The sequence below is a fragment of the Actinoplanes sp. NPDC049668 genome, assembly GCF_044465445.1.
In the GTDB taxonomy this organism is placed as follows: domain Bacteria; phylum Actinomycetota; class Actinomycetes; order Mycobacteriales; family Micromonosporaceae; genus Actinoplanes.
The window spans coordinates 538,008-553,041 of the sequence record NZ_JBITLR010000005.1; the positions used below are offsets into that span (position 1 = coordinate 538,008).

A 15,034-nucleotide genomic window follows, 5' to 3' on the forward strand; every position below is an offset into this window, starting at 1 on the left:
AGCGGTCAGACCGTGTCCTCAGCCCGCGACCGGCCGGTCGGTGACGCAGTACAACCGGCCCGCCGGATCCCGCAACGTCGTCCACCGCGGGCCCGCCGACACCACCACCGCGCCCAGCCCGACGTGCCACGCCACCTCCGCCGGACGGTCGTCGCAGGCCAGGTCCGGGTGCATCCCCGCCCGGTCACCGCCGACCCGCTGCAGCAGCAACCGCAGCGGCATCCCGTCCGGGCGTACCAGGAAATCGAACTCCGGCAGCGAGCCCGGACGGCGCCGCCAGCCGGTCGCCGCCGCCCAGAAATCCGCCTCGCCGTCGAAGACGGCGCGCGGCACGTCCAGGCACAGCTGATCGACCAGGGCCCGGCCGCCCGCCGGCCGCACCGCCTCACCCCGCCACGGCACCAGGCAGAACCGCAACCCCGCCGGCGAGCGCAGCACCACCAGCTCCCCGTCGGCCAGCACCACGTCCGCGCCCAGACCCACCACCCGGCGCGCCTGCGCCGCCACGTCCTCCACATGCAGATCCAGATGACAGTCCGCCGGGCCGTCCCCGACGACCTGCACCCTCAGGTACGCGTCCCCGTCGCCCGGCAGCAACGTCGCGAACTCCCCGCCCGGCCCGCGCCGGGCCGACAACCCCGACCCGGTCACCGCCCGCCAGAACGGCTCCGCCACCCGCGACGGCGAATCCAGGAAACCCGTCACCCACCGCGGACCGCTCAACGCTCCTCCGTCTCACTCAGCCGCCGCACCAGGCCCGGCCCCAGCCGGGCCGGCGCGTCACCGATGAGCGCCGCACCCCGCAGCCGCGCCCGCCCCGCCTCCTCCTCGCGGCCCAGCATCCGCAGCACCGTGCTGCGGTGCAGCATCAGCTCACCCTCACGCACCCGCATCCCGAGCCGCGCGAACTGCGCGATACCCGCGTCGTACTGCTCCAGAGCCTGCGCCCACCGCCCCTGCATGTCGGCGACCTCGCCCAGCGCACCGTGCGCGCCGCCGACCCCGCCGCCGTCACGCAGCCGCTCGAACACCGTCAGCGCCGCCCGCAGGTCCCGCTCGGCCGCCGCGAACGCCCGCTCCTGCGCCGACAGCAGGCCCCGCTCCCGCAGGCAGTAGCCGAGCAACAGGTCGTCACCGAGGCGCCGCGCCACCGCCAGCGCGTCGACGCACAACACCCGCGCCCGGGCCAGGTCACCGCCGAGCTTGTGCGCCACCCCCAGGCACAGCACCGTCCACCCGCGGACCTCCGACGGCTCGGCCGGCAGCAGCTCCACCGCCGCCGCCAGCACCGGGACGCCGCGCGCCGGCTTCGAGAACGTGTTGTACAGCGTCCCCAGCGCCAGCCGCACCTCGACCTCGTCGTCGACCGCACCCAGCCCGGACAGCAGATCCAGCGCCCGCAGCAGCGCCGCCTCCGACTCGGTGAACCGGTCCTGCGCCCGCAGCGCGTCACCGACCCGCCACGCCGCCAGCGCCACCTCCCGCACATTCGACCCGAGCCGCTCCGCGGCCTCCAGCGCCTGCTCCGCCGCCGGCAACTCGAGATCGACCAGGCCCGCCATCCCGTACGCGTGCGACACCCACCGCAGCGACCGCACCCGGAAACCCTCGTCGCCGCTCGCGGCCGCGGCCGCCGCGCCGGCCTGCCACAGCCGCAACCGGTACGCGTGCTCGCCCGCCCCGGTCACCAGCGGATGCACCGCCACCACCAGGCCCTTGGCCGGCTCCGCCAGGCCGGCGGCCACCGCCGCGTGCAGCACGGCGACGACGTTCTCCCGTTCCCGCTCCAGCCACGCACCCGGCCGCGCCCGCTCGGTCAGCCACCGCACCTGACGCCGCAGGCACTCCACCTCGTCGTCGCCGGCCAGCTCCCGCGCCACCGACCGCAGCAGCTCATGCACCCGGTACCGCTCCGGAGCCGGCGACTCCACCAGGAACACGGCGACGAGCCGCTCCAGCGCCTCCGCCACCACATCCTCGTCGAGGTCACACCGGGCCGTCGCCGCACCGAGCCCCAGCGACGTACCCGGATGACCACCCACGCGCCGGAACACCACCTGCTCGACCGCCGTCAGCCCGTCGTACCCGACCCGCACCGCCCGCGACCCGTCCAGCCGGTCCGCCAGCTCCGCCGCCGAACACCCCGCACGCCCGCCCAACCGCGCACCGGCGATCCGCACCGCCAGCGGCGAGAAGTCACACAACCCGGCCACCCGCCGCGCACCCTCCGGATCCGCCGCGACCCGCCCGCCGCCACCGGCGGCCACCGCCAGCAGCTCCAGCGCCGACCCCGGCTCCAGGCCGCCCAGCGCCAGCACCGAGGCACCCAGCAGATCCGACAACGACCCCCGGCTCGTCACCACCGCCAGGCAGTCCGCGCCGCCCGGCAGCAGATGCCGCACCTGCGCCGCGTCCCGCGCGTCGTCGAGCAGCACCAGCACCCGCCGCCCGGCCACCACCGACCGGAACCGCGCCGCCAGCTCCACCACGTCACCGCGCAGCTCGTCGTCCGGACACCCCAGCGAGCGCAGGAACCGCACCAGCACCGCCTCCGGCGGCACCGGATCGGCGTCGGCACCCCGCAGCTCGGCGAACAACTGCCCGTCCGGATACCGGTCGCGCGCATCCTGGGCGAACCGCGACGCCAGCGCCGACTTACCCGTACCCGGCGCCGCGGCGACCACCACCAGCCGCGCACCGCCCGACACGGCCGCCTCCAGCTCGGCCAGCTCCTCGGCCCGCCCGACCAGCACCGGAGCCGCCGGCAACTCCGCCGGCCGCGGCGGCCCCGGGGGAGAGGCCACCGCCGAGGACGCGCCGCGACGCCACTGCACCACCGCGACACCGACCCCGACAACCGCGAGCAGGCCGACAACCAGCCACGCCCACCCGGGGACCCCGCCGGTGGCGACCTGGACAGCCACCGCGAACAGCCCCGACACGACAATCAACATCGGACCTGACCGGTGCCGCATCATGCCACGAAACATACAGGGAGATCACTGGCCCGGGTCGAAACCGAGTTCGGCGACGGTACCGGCGCCGCGCTCGCGCAGCCACGCGACGACCTCGGTGGCACCGCTGCGGATGGCCGCGTCCAGCGGGGTCAGGTTCTCCCAGCTCGGAATCCAGTTCAGATCGGCGCCCCGGCCGAGCAGGAACCGGGCGGCCGGCAACTGCCCGCCGTGACAGGCGCCCCAGAACACGTCGCCGACCTCGTCCGGCTCCGGCCGGGTGCCGCCGGTGAACGACTCCCGGAGTTGCTCGAGAAGCCCGAGCGCCGCCGCGTGCCACACCGTCGTGCGGGCGCCGCGTTCGACCAGCCGCCGCGCGGCCCGCCACTGCGCGAAAGCCGTCGCGTCGTCCAGCGGCGTGCCCCCGCCGATCACCGCACCGGTCGCGTCGATCTCCGCGCCGGCGTCCAGCAGCGCATCCACCACCGCGACGTCGTCGCAGCTGGCCGCCCAATGCAGCGGCGTCTCGGTGTGCGGGCCGGTGAACCGGGCGTTCACGTCCGCACCCGCCTCGATCAGTGCGGCAACCGTGGCCGGCCCGTTCGGACAGTGACCCGGCCAATCGGTGACCACGTGCAGAAGGGTCCGCGACATTCCACCGTCGGGCCGCCCGTCGTAGTCCCCGAGCCGCGCTGTGGCCAGCCCCGGCCGCTCCGCCAGCAACCGCCGCAACGCCGCGACGTCCCCGGCCTGGATCGCGGCGACCGCCGCAACCGCGAGCGGATCCTCGGTGCCGAGAACGAGCAGGCCGGCTCCCACATCGCACACCCTAACCTCGGTAGACAGCGTCGGGTTAGATGTGCCGGTGACAGTTCCCGTCGTCAGACCGGAGGCGATCACCGAGGCGCTCGGCCTGGCCGACCCCGTCGGCGAACTCCAGCCGCTGACCTACAGCAGCTCACAGACCTGGACCCTGGACACGACCGACGGCCGCGTCCTGCTCAAGCACCTCCCGATCGCCCAGCCCGCGACAATGATCTTCGAAAGCAAGGCCCGGGCCGCCGCCATCGACATGCCCACGCCGGTCGGCCACCCCGCACACGTCGACGGCATCGGACTCACCCGCGCGTACGCCTGGATCGACGGCCGGCCCGTGGGGGAGAGCGACGACATCGCCGCCTGGCTGGGCGAGACCCTCGCGCGGCTGCACGCCGTCGAAACCACCGGCCCCGCCGGACCCGACTGGTACCACCTGCACGACGAACGCTGGCACACCTGGCTCCACGCCGCGCAACGCACCTGGACGCCGGCGCTGCGCGAACACCTGCCGGACATCCTCGCCGCCACCGCCTGGGTGGCCCGCGCCTTCGACGACACCACCGACCACGTGACGACCCACCGCGACATCGAGATCCACAACATCATGATCACCGCGACCGGCCCCGTCCTCATCGACTGGGACAGCGCCGGCCCGGACAGCGCCGGCCTCGAAACCGCGCACGCGGCCTACTCGCTCGCCACCCACCACCGGCCCGGACCCGACCGCGCCACGATCCGCCGCGCCCTGGACGCGTACGCCGCCAACGGCGGCACCCGGCCCACCGGCCCCGACATCCTGGCCCGCCGAGCCGGAATACGCCTCGGCCGCCTCGCCGAACGTCTCCGCATGTCGCTGGGGGAGGAACCCACCGGCCCCCGCGACCTCACCGAGATAGACGCCCGCGCTCAAGCCCAGATCCGCAGCATCCCGTCCTTCACCACCGACCTCGTCCGGCACGCCGACCTGTACGGCTGAGCGCCGGTCCTGGTTCTAGGCTTCGGCGCCGATGACCGACCTGCGTACGGCCGACGTGCCTGACGGGCCTTGGACCGGGCTTACCGCGGCGACCGGCACCTCCGAGTACGGTCGTCGAGCTGGGGGCGACAGTAGGCGTCACCGGTGAGTTGGAGCAGCCCACAGCGCCGACCGGCCCGACGATGTCTCGGACGTCGTGGCCGCGCTGCGGTGTGAGCGGCGCCGGCCATCTGCGATAGCATGTGGACGGCAGTCACGCCTGCCTGTTCCGAGCGCCGGCCACCCACGTTGGCCGGCGCGTCGAGGCCAAGGTTCTCCGAATCGCGTCCGCTTCCGTGTGGTCATGCATACCGACGGCGAGGCTGACGTGGGGCGTCCTCGCCATCAAGGAGTGCGTGATGACCAGGAACCGCCGTATCAAGGGCGCCACCCGGGAGTACCAGGCCGCCACTGGCGTCTCATACACCGCCGCACGGCGCGTGGTGACCGGCACCGACAGCGCGCCGGCCCAGAGCCACACCTTTGCGTGGATCCCACCCAGCGCCGGCCACGCGATCACCCTGCAGAGCGCCGCCGCGGTAGCGATGGAGTGGGCCGAGAAGCAGGCCGTGCGTGGTCTCCCCGTTGTGCTGGTCACCGACCGCAAAGGCGAATACGCCCACGCGGCACCCTTCACCCGCTACGCCGGACGGCACATCACCCCTCGGTCCTCCCGGCTCACCGTCGAGCCGGGGGCAGTCATCGCCCACAACCCCACGTACACCGCGCTCGAGCTGGCGATGACAACGGCCTACGAGATCCCGCTGGCGGTTGTCGGGCTGCTGCCGGCCCCGTGGTGGCTGGACGGCTGGGCGGCGGCAGTGGGCGCCCTGGACCTGCTGACAGGTGAGGTGACCGCCCTCGACCCGCGGCTGGCCGAGCCGCTGGAGAGCATCCTTTTCTACGGCAACAACGGATACCCCCAGGGCTGGGGCCGCGACGGCGCCCAGCGCGCTCTCGACGAGATCCGCGACGCCGGACTGCTCGACCACGACATGATCGTCAGTGCCCTCGCCGGTCTCGGCATGCCCGCGAAACACCAGGAAGTCATCTCCACGATGATCGACAAGATGGTGCCTCGTGGCACCGGCCGCGACCGAATGCGCACCCTCCACGTCCGGCACCCCAGCATCAGAACACTGCCTGCCGAGGCGTGACGATCGAGCCCGGGTGAGCCGTAAGCAAGGCTCGCCCAGACAAGGTCACCGGCCCCGCTCCGACGTTTGTCGGGCGCGGGGTTCCGCCTGAGGTCAGCAGTAGGCGATCAGGTCGTCATGTGGTCGAGCAGCCAGCCGACTACGGGACGGGCGCCGGTGAACGCCGCGAGGGCGAGCCGGGTACGGCGGTCATCCGGGCGACGGTCCTGGGGTCCGGGCATCGGTGGCTCCTGGCCATCCACTCCCAGCTCACCTCGTGCGCCGCGTCCGAGGTCGCTGCCATGGTCGAGGGCGCGATTCGGCACGGCACCACCATGGAGGTCGAGGGCAACTACGTCGACTCCCACGGCCAGTCCCAGGTCGGCTTCGGCATCACGAGGCTGCTCGGCTTCGACCTGCTCCCCAGGCGCTGTCGCGGCCGATCCGGTGGGACATCATCGCCGAGCAATACGACCCCCATGATCAAATACACGACCGCGATCCGAGCCGGCACGTGTGGATCAACGCGCGCCGGACCGCTGAGCAGGGGGAGCGGGATCCGTTCGCGAGATCGAACCGAAGCCCGCGCCGGGCAGTACGCCGGTGGGGATGCTCCGCCCGGCCCTGCTCGGCGACCAAGACGACACAGTCAGCGACCGGTGAGCGCTGAGGTCATCCAGCTGCGTCGGGCCGGCCAGTCCGCCGACGGCGCGTTGGTCGCGCTCGAGCGGCATCTGGCCCGGTGCAAGCTGGCCGATGCGACTAAGAAGGCTTACTGGCGGCAGGGTCGAGCGTACGTCGCTTGGCTGACCGGCCCCGGCGGCGAGCACGGCGACGCGCTCGTCGACCAGGTCGGCGCCGAGGCGGCCGTGACCGCGTGGCGCAAGAGCCTTCTCGAGCAGCGAGCCAAGCCGGCATCGGTGAATCAAGGGCTGGCCGCGGTCACGCTACTGCACGAGCTGGCCGGTATCCGCATCAGCGTGAAGCGGGTACGCGTCCCGAAGCCGGGGGAGCCGGACGCGCTCGAGCGCGTCGACCAGGGCGCCGTCGAGCGAGCGGCCGCACGCCGCGGTGTACGCAACGACGCGATCATCGCGCTGCTGCTCTGCTGCGGACCGCGCGTCGAGGAGGTCGCCCGCCTCGCCCTCAAGGACATCGCGATCACGGCCCGGACCGGGTCGGTTCGGTTCCACGGCAAAGGCGGCGAGGTGCGCGACGTTCCGATCGCTCAACAGAACCGCCGCCGTTTGCGTCTGGGGACACGTTTCTTACCAGCACCCCGAGGCCCCCGTGGGTTCAGTCAAATTGGCGGCTCGTCAGCGGGAACCGCACGGTCCGTTGGCGTCTGGCAGCGAAGGCGGCGCCGCGGGTTCGCGGGAACCGGTGTCGGCGGTGCGGGACCAGAACTGTCGGGGTGAGTAGCCGTCGCGGCGTAGCCAGTGCTCGGTGTAGACGACGCGATCTGCCGCCACCCTGACCAGCGGGCCGCTGGGTTCCTGGTTCAGCGGGCGGCCGCGCTCCACCGCGTCGGACTGCCAGCGGTAGATCGCCATCCCGTCGGCATACCCGTCCATGCCGGGCAGCAGGATTTCGGCGACTCCGAACAGCTGCGCCCCTCGTGAACTGGCCTGGCCGACGAGCGGGGCGAACAGCCCGATGGAGACCCGCGGGTCCTGTTCGATGTTGCGCAGCTTCGGAGTCCCGGCCTGGCAGGTGAAGAACAAGACCAGGTCGCGGTGGTAATACCGGACCGGAGTGGCGAGTGCGCCGTCCGCGCCGGCGGTGGCCAGGACGCACATGTTCTGCGAGGACAGCAGGTTGAGGATGCGCTCCTCCAGCCGCCGCCGCGGGAGCTTGCTCGTCGGGGCCGGGCCGATCAGCCAAGGATTCGCAACGTTGATCATCAAGAACCGTAGTGCACCCGGTCAGCGATGGGTGGATGAGGACGCCGGCCTCGTGTCTGCCGACACGGACTCGGGCGGACGGGTCGCGGAAGATGGTGCCGGTCTTCTTGCACCGGCGTCGAACGCTGAATTTCGATCCCGATCGCTTGGTCGATAATTTACATTATGTCAACCTGAGCGCGGGCGGGACCTTTTGGGGCGGCATCGGGCGTCGCGGGCCTTGCGATCTCCGCCCGGCGGCCGGTCCCACTGGCGCGACGTCGCACTCAGCGGCCCGGTGTGCCGGTCAGCCCCGGTCTTTGCGTCTGTGGGCCACGTTGCGCGTACCCGATGGCGGTTGGATGTTTCTTGCGCGGCCGGATTCTCCGCGCTCAAATTCGGGGTCCGCCGCCGGCCCGCTGAGAGCGAAACTCCTGCATAATATTCCTTATGCAGGACGAACAAGACATTCCAGTCACCGCGCTCATCGAGGAGTTCCTCGCCGCCCGGGCCGTGCGGAAACCGTCCGAGCACACGCTGATGGCCTACCGCCGGGACCTCACCGCCATCCTCCGGGAACTCGGCGAAGACGTCACTCTCGGTGACCTCTCCCCCAAGGCGCTGCGGGCCGCCTTCGGCGCGTTCGCCGCCGGCCGCGCGCCCGCCTCGGTCTACCGGGCCTGGTCGAGCTGGAACTCGTTCTTCGGCTTCCTCGTCGTCGACGGGGTGGTGGCCGGCAACCCCATGCCCGCGGTGGGGAAGCCGAGGATCCCCACGCCCTCCCCCAAGCCCCTGCGCGGCGAGGACACCCCGGAGCAGCTCCTGCAGGCGGTCAACCAGAGCGACGAGCGTCAGCGTGACCCCTGGCCGGAGCGCGACGTCGCGGTCGTAGCCCTGGCCCTGTGCGCCGGCCTGCGGCTCTCCGAGCTGCTGGCGCTCAGGGCCGGTTCGCTGCTGGGCCGCCCGGGCGAGCGGCGCGTCGAGGTGGCTGGCAAGGGTGGCCGGCCGCGGTCGGTGCCGATCGGGCCGGAGCTGGACGCGGTCGTGGACCGCTACGTGGAGAGCCGCCGGCTGCGGTTCGGGCGGGTGAGTCCGGTCGATCCCCTGTTCCTGGACCGTAAGGGCCTGCCGCTGCGGCGCGGTGGCCTGCAGTACCTGGTGGAGTCCTGCTATCGCCGGGCGGGTATCGCGGACCGGGTGCCCCGGGGCGCGCAGCTGCACGCGTTGCGGCACACGTTCGCGACCCGGCTGGCCGAGGACGGTGCGAACGCCTCCGAGATCATGCGGTTGCTGGGTCACGCGTCGCTGACGACGTCGCAGGGCTACATCGAGGTGACCGCGGCGCAGCAGCGCGCGGCGGTGCGGGCGAACCGCACCAACCGCGCGCTGGGTGAGCTGGGCGCCTGATGTCTGATGAGCGCGGACCGGTCGGCGAGGTTTCGGTGGCCGGCCGTGGTGCCGGCCCGTACGGTGTCACCGCCGGTCCCGACGGTGCGCTGTGGTTCACCCTGGTGCACAGCGGACGCATCGGTCGCCTCGGGCGGGGTGATCACGTCACCACGCACGCGTTGGACTCGGCGGACTGTGGCCCGTCGGTCATCACGTCCGGTCCCGACGGCGCGCTGTGGTTCACGCGCAACCGGGACCACCGGATCGGCCGTATCACCGCGGACGGCACCGGCTCGTCGTTCGCCATTCCCACGCCGGGCAGCGGGCCGTTCGGCATCGCGGCGGGCCCCGACGGCGCGTTGTGGTTCACCGAGATGAGCGCCGACCGCATCGGCCGGGTGACCGTCGGCGGTGTGGTGTCGGAGTTCGCGCTTCCGGTCCGGGGTGCCTTCCCGTCGATGATCACGGCGGGTCCGGACGAGGCGTTGTGGTTCACGCTGAACCAGGCCGGCGCGATCGGCCGGATCGACCTTGGCGGCGCGGTCGCCCTGTACGAGCTGCCTACCGCCGGTGCCGGTCCGGTCGGCATCGCGGCCGGCGCCGACGGCGCCCTCTGGTTCGTGGAGATCGTCGCCGGGCAGGTCGGCAGGATCGCGCCCGACGGCGCGATCCGGAAGTTTCCGCTGCCGGATCGCGCGGCCAGGCCGCACGCGATCGTCGCCGACCCGGCGGGCGGCTGCTGGTTCACCGAGTGGGCCGCCAACCGGATCGGGCATGTCAGTGCGCACGGTGTCTTCCGCCATTTCGACCTGCCGACGCCGGTGTCGGAACCGCATGGGATCGCGGTGGCGCCCGACGGCACGGTTTTCGCGGCGCTGGAGACGGGCGCGATCGCCCGTCTCCAGCGTTAGCGAGGGGCGGGCTCAGGCGATGGTGAGCGTGACGTCGACGTTGCCGCGGGTGGCGTTGGAGTACGGGCAGACCTGGTGCGCCGTTTCGAGCAGCGTACGGGCGGTGTCGTCGTCGATGCCGGGCAGTTCGGCCTCGATGGCGATGGTGAGGCCGAAGCCGCCCTTGCCGTTGGGGCCGATGCCGACGTCGACGGTGATGGCCGTGTCGGTGAGGGTGATCTTCTGCTTGCCGGCGACGAGCTTGAGGGCGCTGTGGAAGCAGGCGGCGTAGCCGGCGGCGAAGAGCTGCTCGGGGTTGGTGAGCTGGCCGCCGGGGCCGCCCAGCTCCTTGGGGACGGCGAGGCCGAGGTCGAGGACGCCGTCGCTGGAGCGGGTGTGGCCGCCGCGGCCGTCGCCGGTCGCGGTGGCGGATGCCGTGTACACAGCCTGCATTGTGGTTCTCCCTAGTTGGGGGCGGGGGTGGCTGCCGTGCCGCGGATGCGGCCGAGCAGGTGGTGCAGCTGGGCGAATTCCTCGACCGTGAGGTCGGTGGTGCAGGCGAGCCGTTCGGGCAGGTCCGCGACCTTGTGCCGCAGGGCGGCGCCCTGGTCGGTCGGGGTGATCCAGACGACGCGTTCGTCGTCGGTGCCGCGTTCGCGGTGGATGAGGCCCTGGGTTTCGAGGCGTTTGAGCAGGGGCGAGAGGGTGCCGCTGTCCAGGGACAGGGCGGTGCCGAGGTCGCGGACGGTGAGCCGGCCGCGGTGCCAGATGACGCGCATGGCGACGAACTGCGGGTAGGTGAGGCCGAGTGCGTCGAGGGCGGGCCGGTAGAGGGCGGTCATGGCCCGGGAGGCGGCGTAGAGCTCGAAGCAGATCATCTGTTCGAGGCCGGTGGTGTCCACGCGGAGAACAGTAGCCCACAACTTAGTTGTGCACAACTGATCGGCGGTTGACCTAGGATCTTCCGGTGATCCGTTTCGTGAAACTGCCGCCGGCCGCGCTGCGGGCGCTGATCGAGTCCGACCTGCCCGCGGCGGGCGCCGCCGCGGGCCAGCCGCTGTCGGAGTTCATCCGGGGCGAGAAGTGGCTGTGGGAGATCCGCAGCGAGCAGATCGCCCGGGACCCGGCGAGCGCGGAGTGGATCGCCCGGGTGGCGGTGGCCGAGCCCGAGGGGGTGGTGGTCGGGCACGCCGGGTTCCATGGTCCCCCGGACGCCGACGGGATGGTCGAGGTGGGTTACTCGGTGGATCCCGCGTACCGGCGGCGGGGTCACGCCCGGGCGATGCTGGCCGCGCTGATCGAGCGGGCGCGCGCGGAGCCGGGCGTACGGGTGGTCCGGGCCAGCATCAGCCCGGAGAACGTCGCGTCGCTGGCGACGATCGCCGGGTTCGGGTTCACCCAGACCGGCGAGCAGTGGGACGAGGAGGACGGCCTCGAGCTGATCTTCGAGCTGCCGGTCTAGGTCCTAGCGGCGCGGCGGGTCCAGGTGCACGACCAGCGGAAGGTGGTCGGAGACGCCGACCGCCGGGGTGCGCACCTGCACGACCGGGCCGAGCGGCCCGGCGCCGCGCGGGTCGGCCAGGACGTGGTCGAGCTGGGCCCGCGGGCGGGCGCTGGGGTACGTGGGCCGGCGGGCCAGGGTGCGCCAGCCGGTGAAGGCGCGGATCGGCCCGGCGGGCAGGTTGAGGTCGCCGAGCAGGACCCGCGGCGCGGGCAGGGCGCGCAGCGCGCGCACGGCGGCGCGCAGCTGGCGCAGGTTCCAGCCCGGCACGAACGACAGGTGGGTGTTGGCGACCGTCATAGGCCCGGTCGGGGTGTCGACGACGGCGGCGATCAGGACGCGGGGCTCGTCCTTGAGCAGGACCAGTCCCCCGCCGGGCCCGGGCGCCCAGACCGGGGAGCGTACGGGTGCGGCGGGCAGCTGGGTGATCTGCCAGCGCAGCACCGGCCACCGGCTGATCAGGGCGATGCCGTAGAGCGGGTGGGCGTTGTCGTCGGCGGAGCGCCACGGCTGCCAGGTCTCCCCCGGCGTGCCGACGACGGCGGCGGCGAAGCGGTGCACCTTGGCGCCGAGGGCCTCGGCGGCGATCGCGGTGAGGTCGAGCAGGCCGCTGCGGGGCTGTGCGCGGTCGACCTCCTGCAGTCCCAGGATGTCGGCGTCCAGGTCGGCGACCGACGCGGCGACCCGTTCGGCGTGTACGTTGCCGTCGGAGAGTGACCTGCCGTGCAGCAGGTTGAAGGTGGCCAGTCGCACGGAACAAGACCCTAGCGGTGGATGAGGTGTCAGCGGTGTTCAAGGCGGTGTGCTGTGCGGCGACGGTGTTCGTGATCCTGGGCTCGTTGGGGATCTGGTTACGCCGTAGCCGTGGCCGCGGCTGATCTTTGTCGGAGAATGGTCGCCATGACCGACGACGATCTGATCGCCCGGCTCGAGGAGCATGAGCGGCGCCTGACCTTCACCCGGTTCGACAACGCGGACGCCTGGCACCTGGGCAGCCTGCTGGTCGACCTGGCGACCAGCCGGGACCTGCCGGTGGCCGTTGACATCCGCCGGGGCACCCAGCAGCTGTTCCACGCGGCGCTGCCGGGCAGCACGGCCGACAACGACGCGTGGATCGCCCGCAAGGTGCGGGTGGTGGAGCGGTTCGCGGCGTCCTCGTACCTGGTGGGCCGGCGGCTGGCCGCCAAGGGTGTCGAGCTGGACGCGAAGTACGGTGTGGACCCCGCCGACTACGCCGCGCACGGCGGCGCCTTTCCGGTGCGCGTACCGAATGTGGGTGTCGTCGGGGTGGTGACCGTGTCGGGGCTTCCGCAGGCCGACGATCACGCTCTGGTGGTGGAGGCGATCGAGGCGTATCTCGATCTCTGATTGGCTATGCTGCCCGGCATGTTCGTCAATCCTGTTCGGCATGTCACGTTCGACGCGCACGATCCGTTCGCGCTGGCCACGTTCTGGGCCGAGGTCACCGGCTACGCGGTGGACCCGGAGTCCGAGAAGGGCGACGACGAGGTGTTGCTCGTCGCGCCGGAGCCGAACCTGCCGGGGATCCTGTTCATTCGCGTACCGGATGAGAAGGCCGCGAAGAACCGGGTCCACCTGGACATCCAGCCGGCGGCCGGCACCCGCGACGAGACCGTGGAGCGGCTGCTGGCGGCCGGCGCGGCCGTTTTCGAGGACCACCGCAGGCCCGACGGTACGGGCTGGGTCACCATGCGCGACCCCGAGGGCAACGAGTTCTGCGTCGAGCGCAGCGCCGCCGAGCGGGGCTGAGCCTCAGGACCGGCGGGCATCTAGGTCGAGCCGCGGCCAGTCGGCCAGGTCTCCGAGCAGTTTCCGGTCGTGCGTGGCGACCACGACGGTGGCCGACGTGGTACGCAGCGCCGCGGTCAGCTCGTCGGTCAGCGCCGCCGAGAGGTGGTTGGTCGGCTCGTCGAGCAGGATCAGGCCGGGCCGCGGCGCCAGGGCAAGGGCCAGGTCGAGGCGCCGCCGCTGGCCCTGCGACATCCGGCCGACCGGCGTGGCCATCGCGGCGGGGTCCAGCAGCCCGAGGCCGGCGCCCCCGGGCTCTCCGGACCGGGCAAGCAGCTCGCGCGCGGTGAGCCCGGGGTCCTGATCGGTGGTCTCCTGTGCGAGCAGGGCGGCCCGGGTGCCCGGCGCCGTCCAGAGGCGGCCGCCGGTGTGCCGCAGCGCGCCGGCCAGCACGGCGAGCAGCGTGGACTTCCCGGCGCCGTTGCGCCCGGTGACCAGCAGCCGGTCGCCGCCGTCCAGGGCGAGGTCGACCGGACCGGCCAGCCGGGCGCCGACGGTGACGCCGTGCGCCCGCAGTTGCGGCACGCCCGGCCGTACGGCCAGGTCCGGCCACCGCAGCACCGGCGGCGGCGCCGGCACGTCGAGGCGGTGCGCGGCGAGGGCCTCCCGCTGGCGGTTCAGGGCCTGCACGACGCCCGGCGCGCGGGACTGCCGCTGGTGCCGGTCGGTGCCCTTGGCCGGCCGCCAGCCGGTGGCGAGCCGGTCGCGGGCCCGGGACACCGCGTCCTGCAGCCGCCGGTGCTCGGCCTGCTGCTCCTCGTGGTCCTGCTCCCAGCGCTCCCGCTCCCGGCGCCGCGCGTCCTGCCAGGCGTCGTAGCCGCCGGCGTACAGCCGGGGGCGGGCGTCGCGGGTCTCGTCGAGGTCGAGGAAGTGGTCGGCGACGTCGCGCAGCAGCGCCCGGTCGTGGCTGACCACGGCGAGGCCGCCGTCGTGCTCGCGTAGCCGGCGGGTCAGGAAGTCCAGCCCGCCGGCGTCGAGGTGGTTGGTCGGCTCGTCGAGCAGCAGCAGGTCGTCGCGCGCGCCGAGCAGGCACGCCAGCCGTACCCGGTAGCGCTGACCGACCGACAGCGTCGCCAGTGGACGGTCGCGGTCGGTGCAGGCGCCGAGGGCTTCGAGGGCGACGTCGATGCGGCGCTGGGCGTCCCAGGCGTCGAGCCGTACGGCGGCGTCGAGCGCCGCGGCGTACCGGTCGCCGGCGGCGGGATCCCCGGCGGCGACGGCGAGGCTCGCCTCGTCGAGCGCGGCGAGGGCCGCGAGCGGGGCCGCGAGGGCCTGCGACGTCAGGGTGCCGACGGTCTCGCCGTCGCGGGCGGACAGCTCCTGGCGGGCCAGGCCGATGGTGCCGGCCCGGTGCACGGCGCCCTCGTCGGGCCGGATCAGGCCGGCGAGGACGTGCAGCAGCGTCGTCTTGCCGCGGCCGTTCTCGCCGACGACGGCGATCCGGGACCGGGCGGAGACGGTGACCGACACGTCGTGCAGGATCCGCCGGGATCCGCGGGCGACGGCGACGCCGGTCGCGCGGATGTGTGCGGTGGTGGTTTCGGTGCTCGGGGTGGGGTTCACGGTGTACTCCGCGGCTCGCAGGTGAGCCGGGCAGCAACGGATGGCCGCCCGGCGGGGACCGGGACGGCGAGCGCG

16 protein-coding genes and 1 pseudogene are annotated in these 15,034 nt (G+C 73.1%); 9 read left to right on the forward strand and 8 right to left on the reverse strand.

The window, feature by feature from the left end:
- Window positions 1-18 precede the first annotated feature (18 nt).
- From ACIBSW_RS23590 to ACIBSW_RS23600, 3 genes are read right to left on the reverse strand one after another with little or no spacing between them, the layout of a single operon-like run.
- Window positions 19-723, reverse strand: a complete 705-nt coding sequence (locus ACIBSW_RS23590) for a VOC family protein (RefSeq protein WP_354721986.1) — start codon at window positions 721-723, stop codon at window positions 19-21.
- Window positions 720-2,942, reverse strand: a complete 2,223-nt coding sequence (locus tag ACIBSW_RS23595; protein WP_354721985.1) for a hypothetical protein — start codon at window positions 2,940-2,942, stop codon at window positions 720-722. Before ACIBSW_RS23595 ends, ACIBSW_RS23590 begins: the two co-directional genes overlap by 4 nt.
- A 57-nt stretch (window positions 2,943-2,999) precedes the next feature.
- Complete coding sequence (locus ACIBSW_RS23600) at window positions 3,000-3,773, reverse strand: ankyrin repeat domain-containing protein (RefSeq protein WP_354721984.1); 774 nt, start codon at window positions 3,771-3,773, stop codon at window positions 3,000-3,002.
- Window positions 3,774-3,819: 46 nt separating this feature from the next.
- Between ACIBSW_RS23600 and ACIBSW_RS23605 the strand changes: the two genes are divergently transcribed.
- From ACIBSW_RS23605 to ACIBSW_RS23620, 4 genes and pseudogenes are all read left to right on the forward strand, one after another.
- Window positions 3,820-4,749: an aminoglycoside phosphotransferase family protein gene (locus ACIBSW_RS23605; RefSeq protein ID WP_354721983.1), complete on the forward strand. Its 930-nt coding sequence runs from the start codon at window positions 3,820-3,822 to the stop codon at window positions 4,747-4,749.
- Between the two features lie 398 nt (window positions 4,750-5,147).
- Entirely contained in the window at window positions 5,148-5,945 is a 798-nt protein-coding gene (locus ACIBSW_RS23610) for a hypothetical protein (protein WP_354721982.1), read from the forward strand.
- A 236-nt stretch (window positions 5,946-6,181) separates the two neighbouring features.
- Window positions 6,182-6,439, forward strand: a pseudogene (locus ACIBSW_RS23615) (Tn3 family transposase); the annotation flags it as partial.
- Between the two features lie 144 nt (window positions 6,440-6,583).
- Complete coding sequence (locus ACIBSW_RS23620) at window positions 6,584-7,342, forward strand: hypothetical protein (protein WP_354722009.1); 759 nt, start codon at window positions 6,584-6,586, stop codon at window positions 7,340-7,342.
- Here ACIBSW_RS23620 and ACIBSW_RS23625 read toward each other — a convergent pair.
- Complete coding sequence (locus ACIBSW_RS23625) at window positions 7,241-7,825, reverse strand: pyridoxamine 5'-phosphate oxidase family protein (RefSeq protein WP_354722008.1); 585 nt, start codon at window positions 7,823-7,825, stop codon at window positions 7,241-7,243. The genes ACIBSW_RS23620 and ACIBSW_RS23625 overlap by 102 nt on opposite strands.
- 432 nt (window positions 7,826-8,257) lie before the next feature.
- Here ACIBSW_RS23625 and ACIBSW_RS23630 point away from each other — a divergent pair, with 432 nt between their 5' ends.
- Entirely contained in the window at window positions 8,258-9,214 is a 957-nt protein-coding gene (locus ACIBSW_RS23630) for a tyrosine-type recombinase/integrase (protein ID WP_354721981.1), read from the forward strand.
- Window positions 9,214-10,107, forward strand: coding sequence for a virginiamycin B lyase (locus ACIBSW_RS23635; protein ID WP_354721980.1), 894 nt, complete (start codon window positions 9,214-9,216; stop codon window positions 10,105-10,107). The genes ACIBSW_RS23630 and ACIBSW_RS23635 overlap by 1 nt, the downstream gene beginning before the upstream one ends.
- A 12-nt stretch (window positions 10,108-10,119) precedes the next feature.
- Here the strand turns inward: ACIBSW_RS23635 and ACIBSW_RS23640 are convergent, their stop codons facing one another.
- The gene (locus ACIBSW_RS23640; protein WP_354721979.1) at window positions 10,120-10,539 is read right to left on the reverse strand and encodes an organic hydroperoxide resistance protein; all 420 of its coding nucleotides are present in this window, start codon (window positions 10,537-10,539) and stop codon (window positions 10,120-10,122) included.
- 11 nt (window positions 10,540-10,550) lie between these two features.
- Complete coding sequence (locus tag ACIBSW_RS23645; RefSeq protein WP_354721978.1) at window positions 10,551-10,988, reverse strand: MarR family transcriptional regulator; 438 nt, start codon at window positions 10,986-10,988, stop codon at window positions 10,551-10,553.
- Between the two features lie 65 nt (window positions 10,989-11,053).
- Here ACIBSW_RS23645 and ACIBSW_RS23650 point away from each other — a divergent pair, with 65 nt between their 5' ends.
- The gene (locus tag ACIBSW_RS23650; protein WP_354721977.1) at window positions 11,054-11,548 is read left to right on the forward strand and encodes a GNAT family N-acetyltransferase; all 495 of its coding nucleotides are present in this window, start codon (window positions 11,054-11,056) and stop codon (window positions 11,546-11,548) included.
- Between the two features lie 3 nt (window positions 11,549-11,551).
- On the opposite strand, the gene ACIBSW_RS23655 is transcribed toward ACIBSW_RS23650, so the two are convergent.
- The gene (locus tag ACIBSW_RS23655; protein ID WP_354721976.1) at window positions 11,552-12,340 is read right to left on the reverse strand and encodes an endonuclease/exonuclease/phosphatase family protein; all 789 of its coding nucleotides are present in this window, start codon (window positions 12,338-12,340) and stop codon (window positions 11,552-11,554) included.
- A gap of 147 nt (window positions 12,341-12,487) precedes the next feature.
- Here ACIBSW_RS23655 and ACIBSW_RS23660 point away from each other — a divergent pair, with 147 nt between their 5' ends.
- Window positions 12,488-12,955 (forward strand): heme-degrading domain-containing protein, encoded by a 468-nt coding sequence (locus ACIBSW_RS23660; protein ID WP_354721975.1) that lies wholly within the window; start codon window positions 12,488-12,490, stop codon window positions 12,953-12,955.
- An 18-nt stretch (window positions 12,956-12,973) separates the two neighbouring features.
- Window positions 12,974-13,357, forward strand: coding sequence for a VOC family protein (locus ACIBSW_RS23665; RefSeq protein WP_354721974.1), 384 nt, complete (start codon window positions 12,974-12,976; stop codon window positions 13,355-13,357).
- A gap of 3 nt (window positions 13,358-13,360) precedes the next feature.
- Here ACIBSW_RS23665 and ACIBSW_RS23670 read toward each other — a convergent pair whose 3' ends face one another.
- The gene (locus tag ACIBSW_RS23670) at window positions 13,361-14,959 is read right to left on the reverse strand and encodes an ABC-F family ATP-binding cassette domain-containing protein (RefSeq protein WP_354721973.1); all 1,599 of its coding nucleotides are present in this window, start codon (window positions 14,957-14,959) and stop codon (window positions 13,361-13,363) included.
- Window positions 14,960-15,034: the final 75 nt, after the last annotated feature.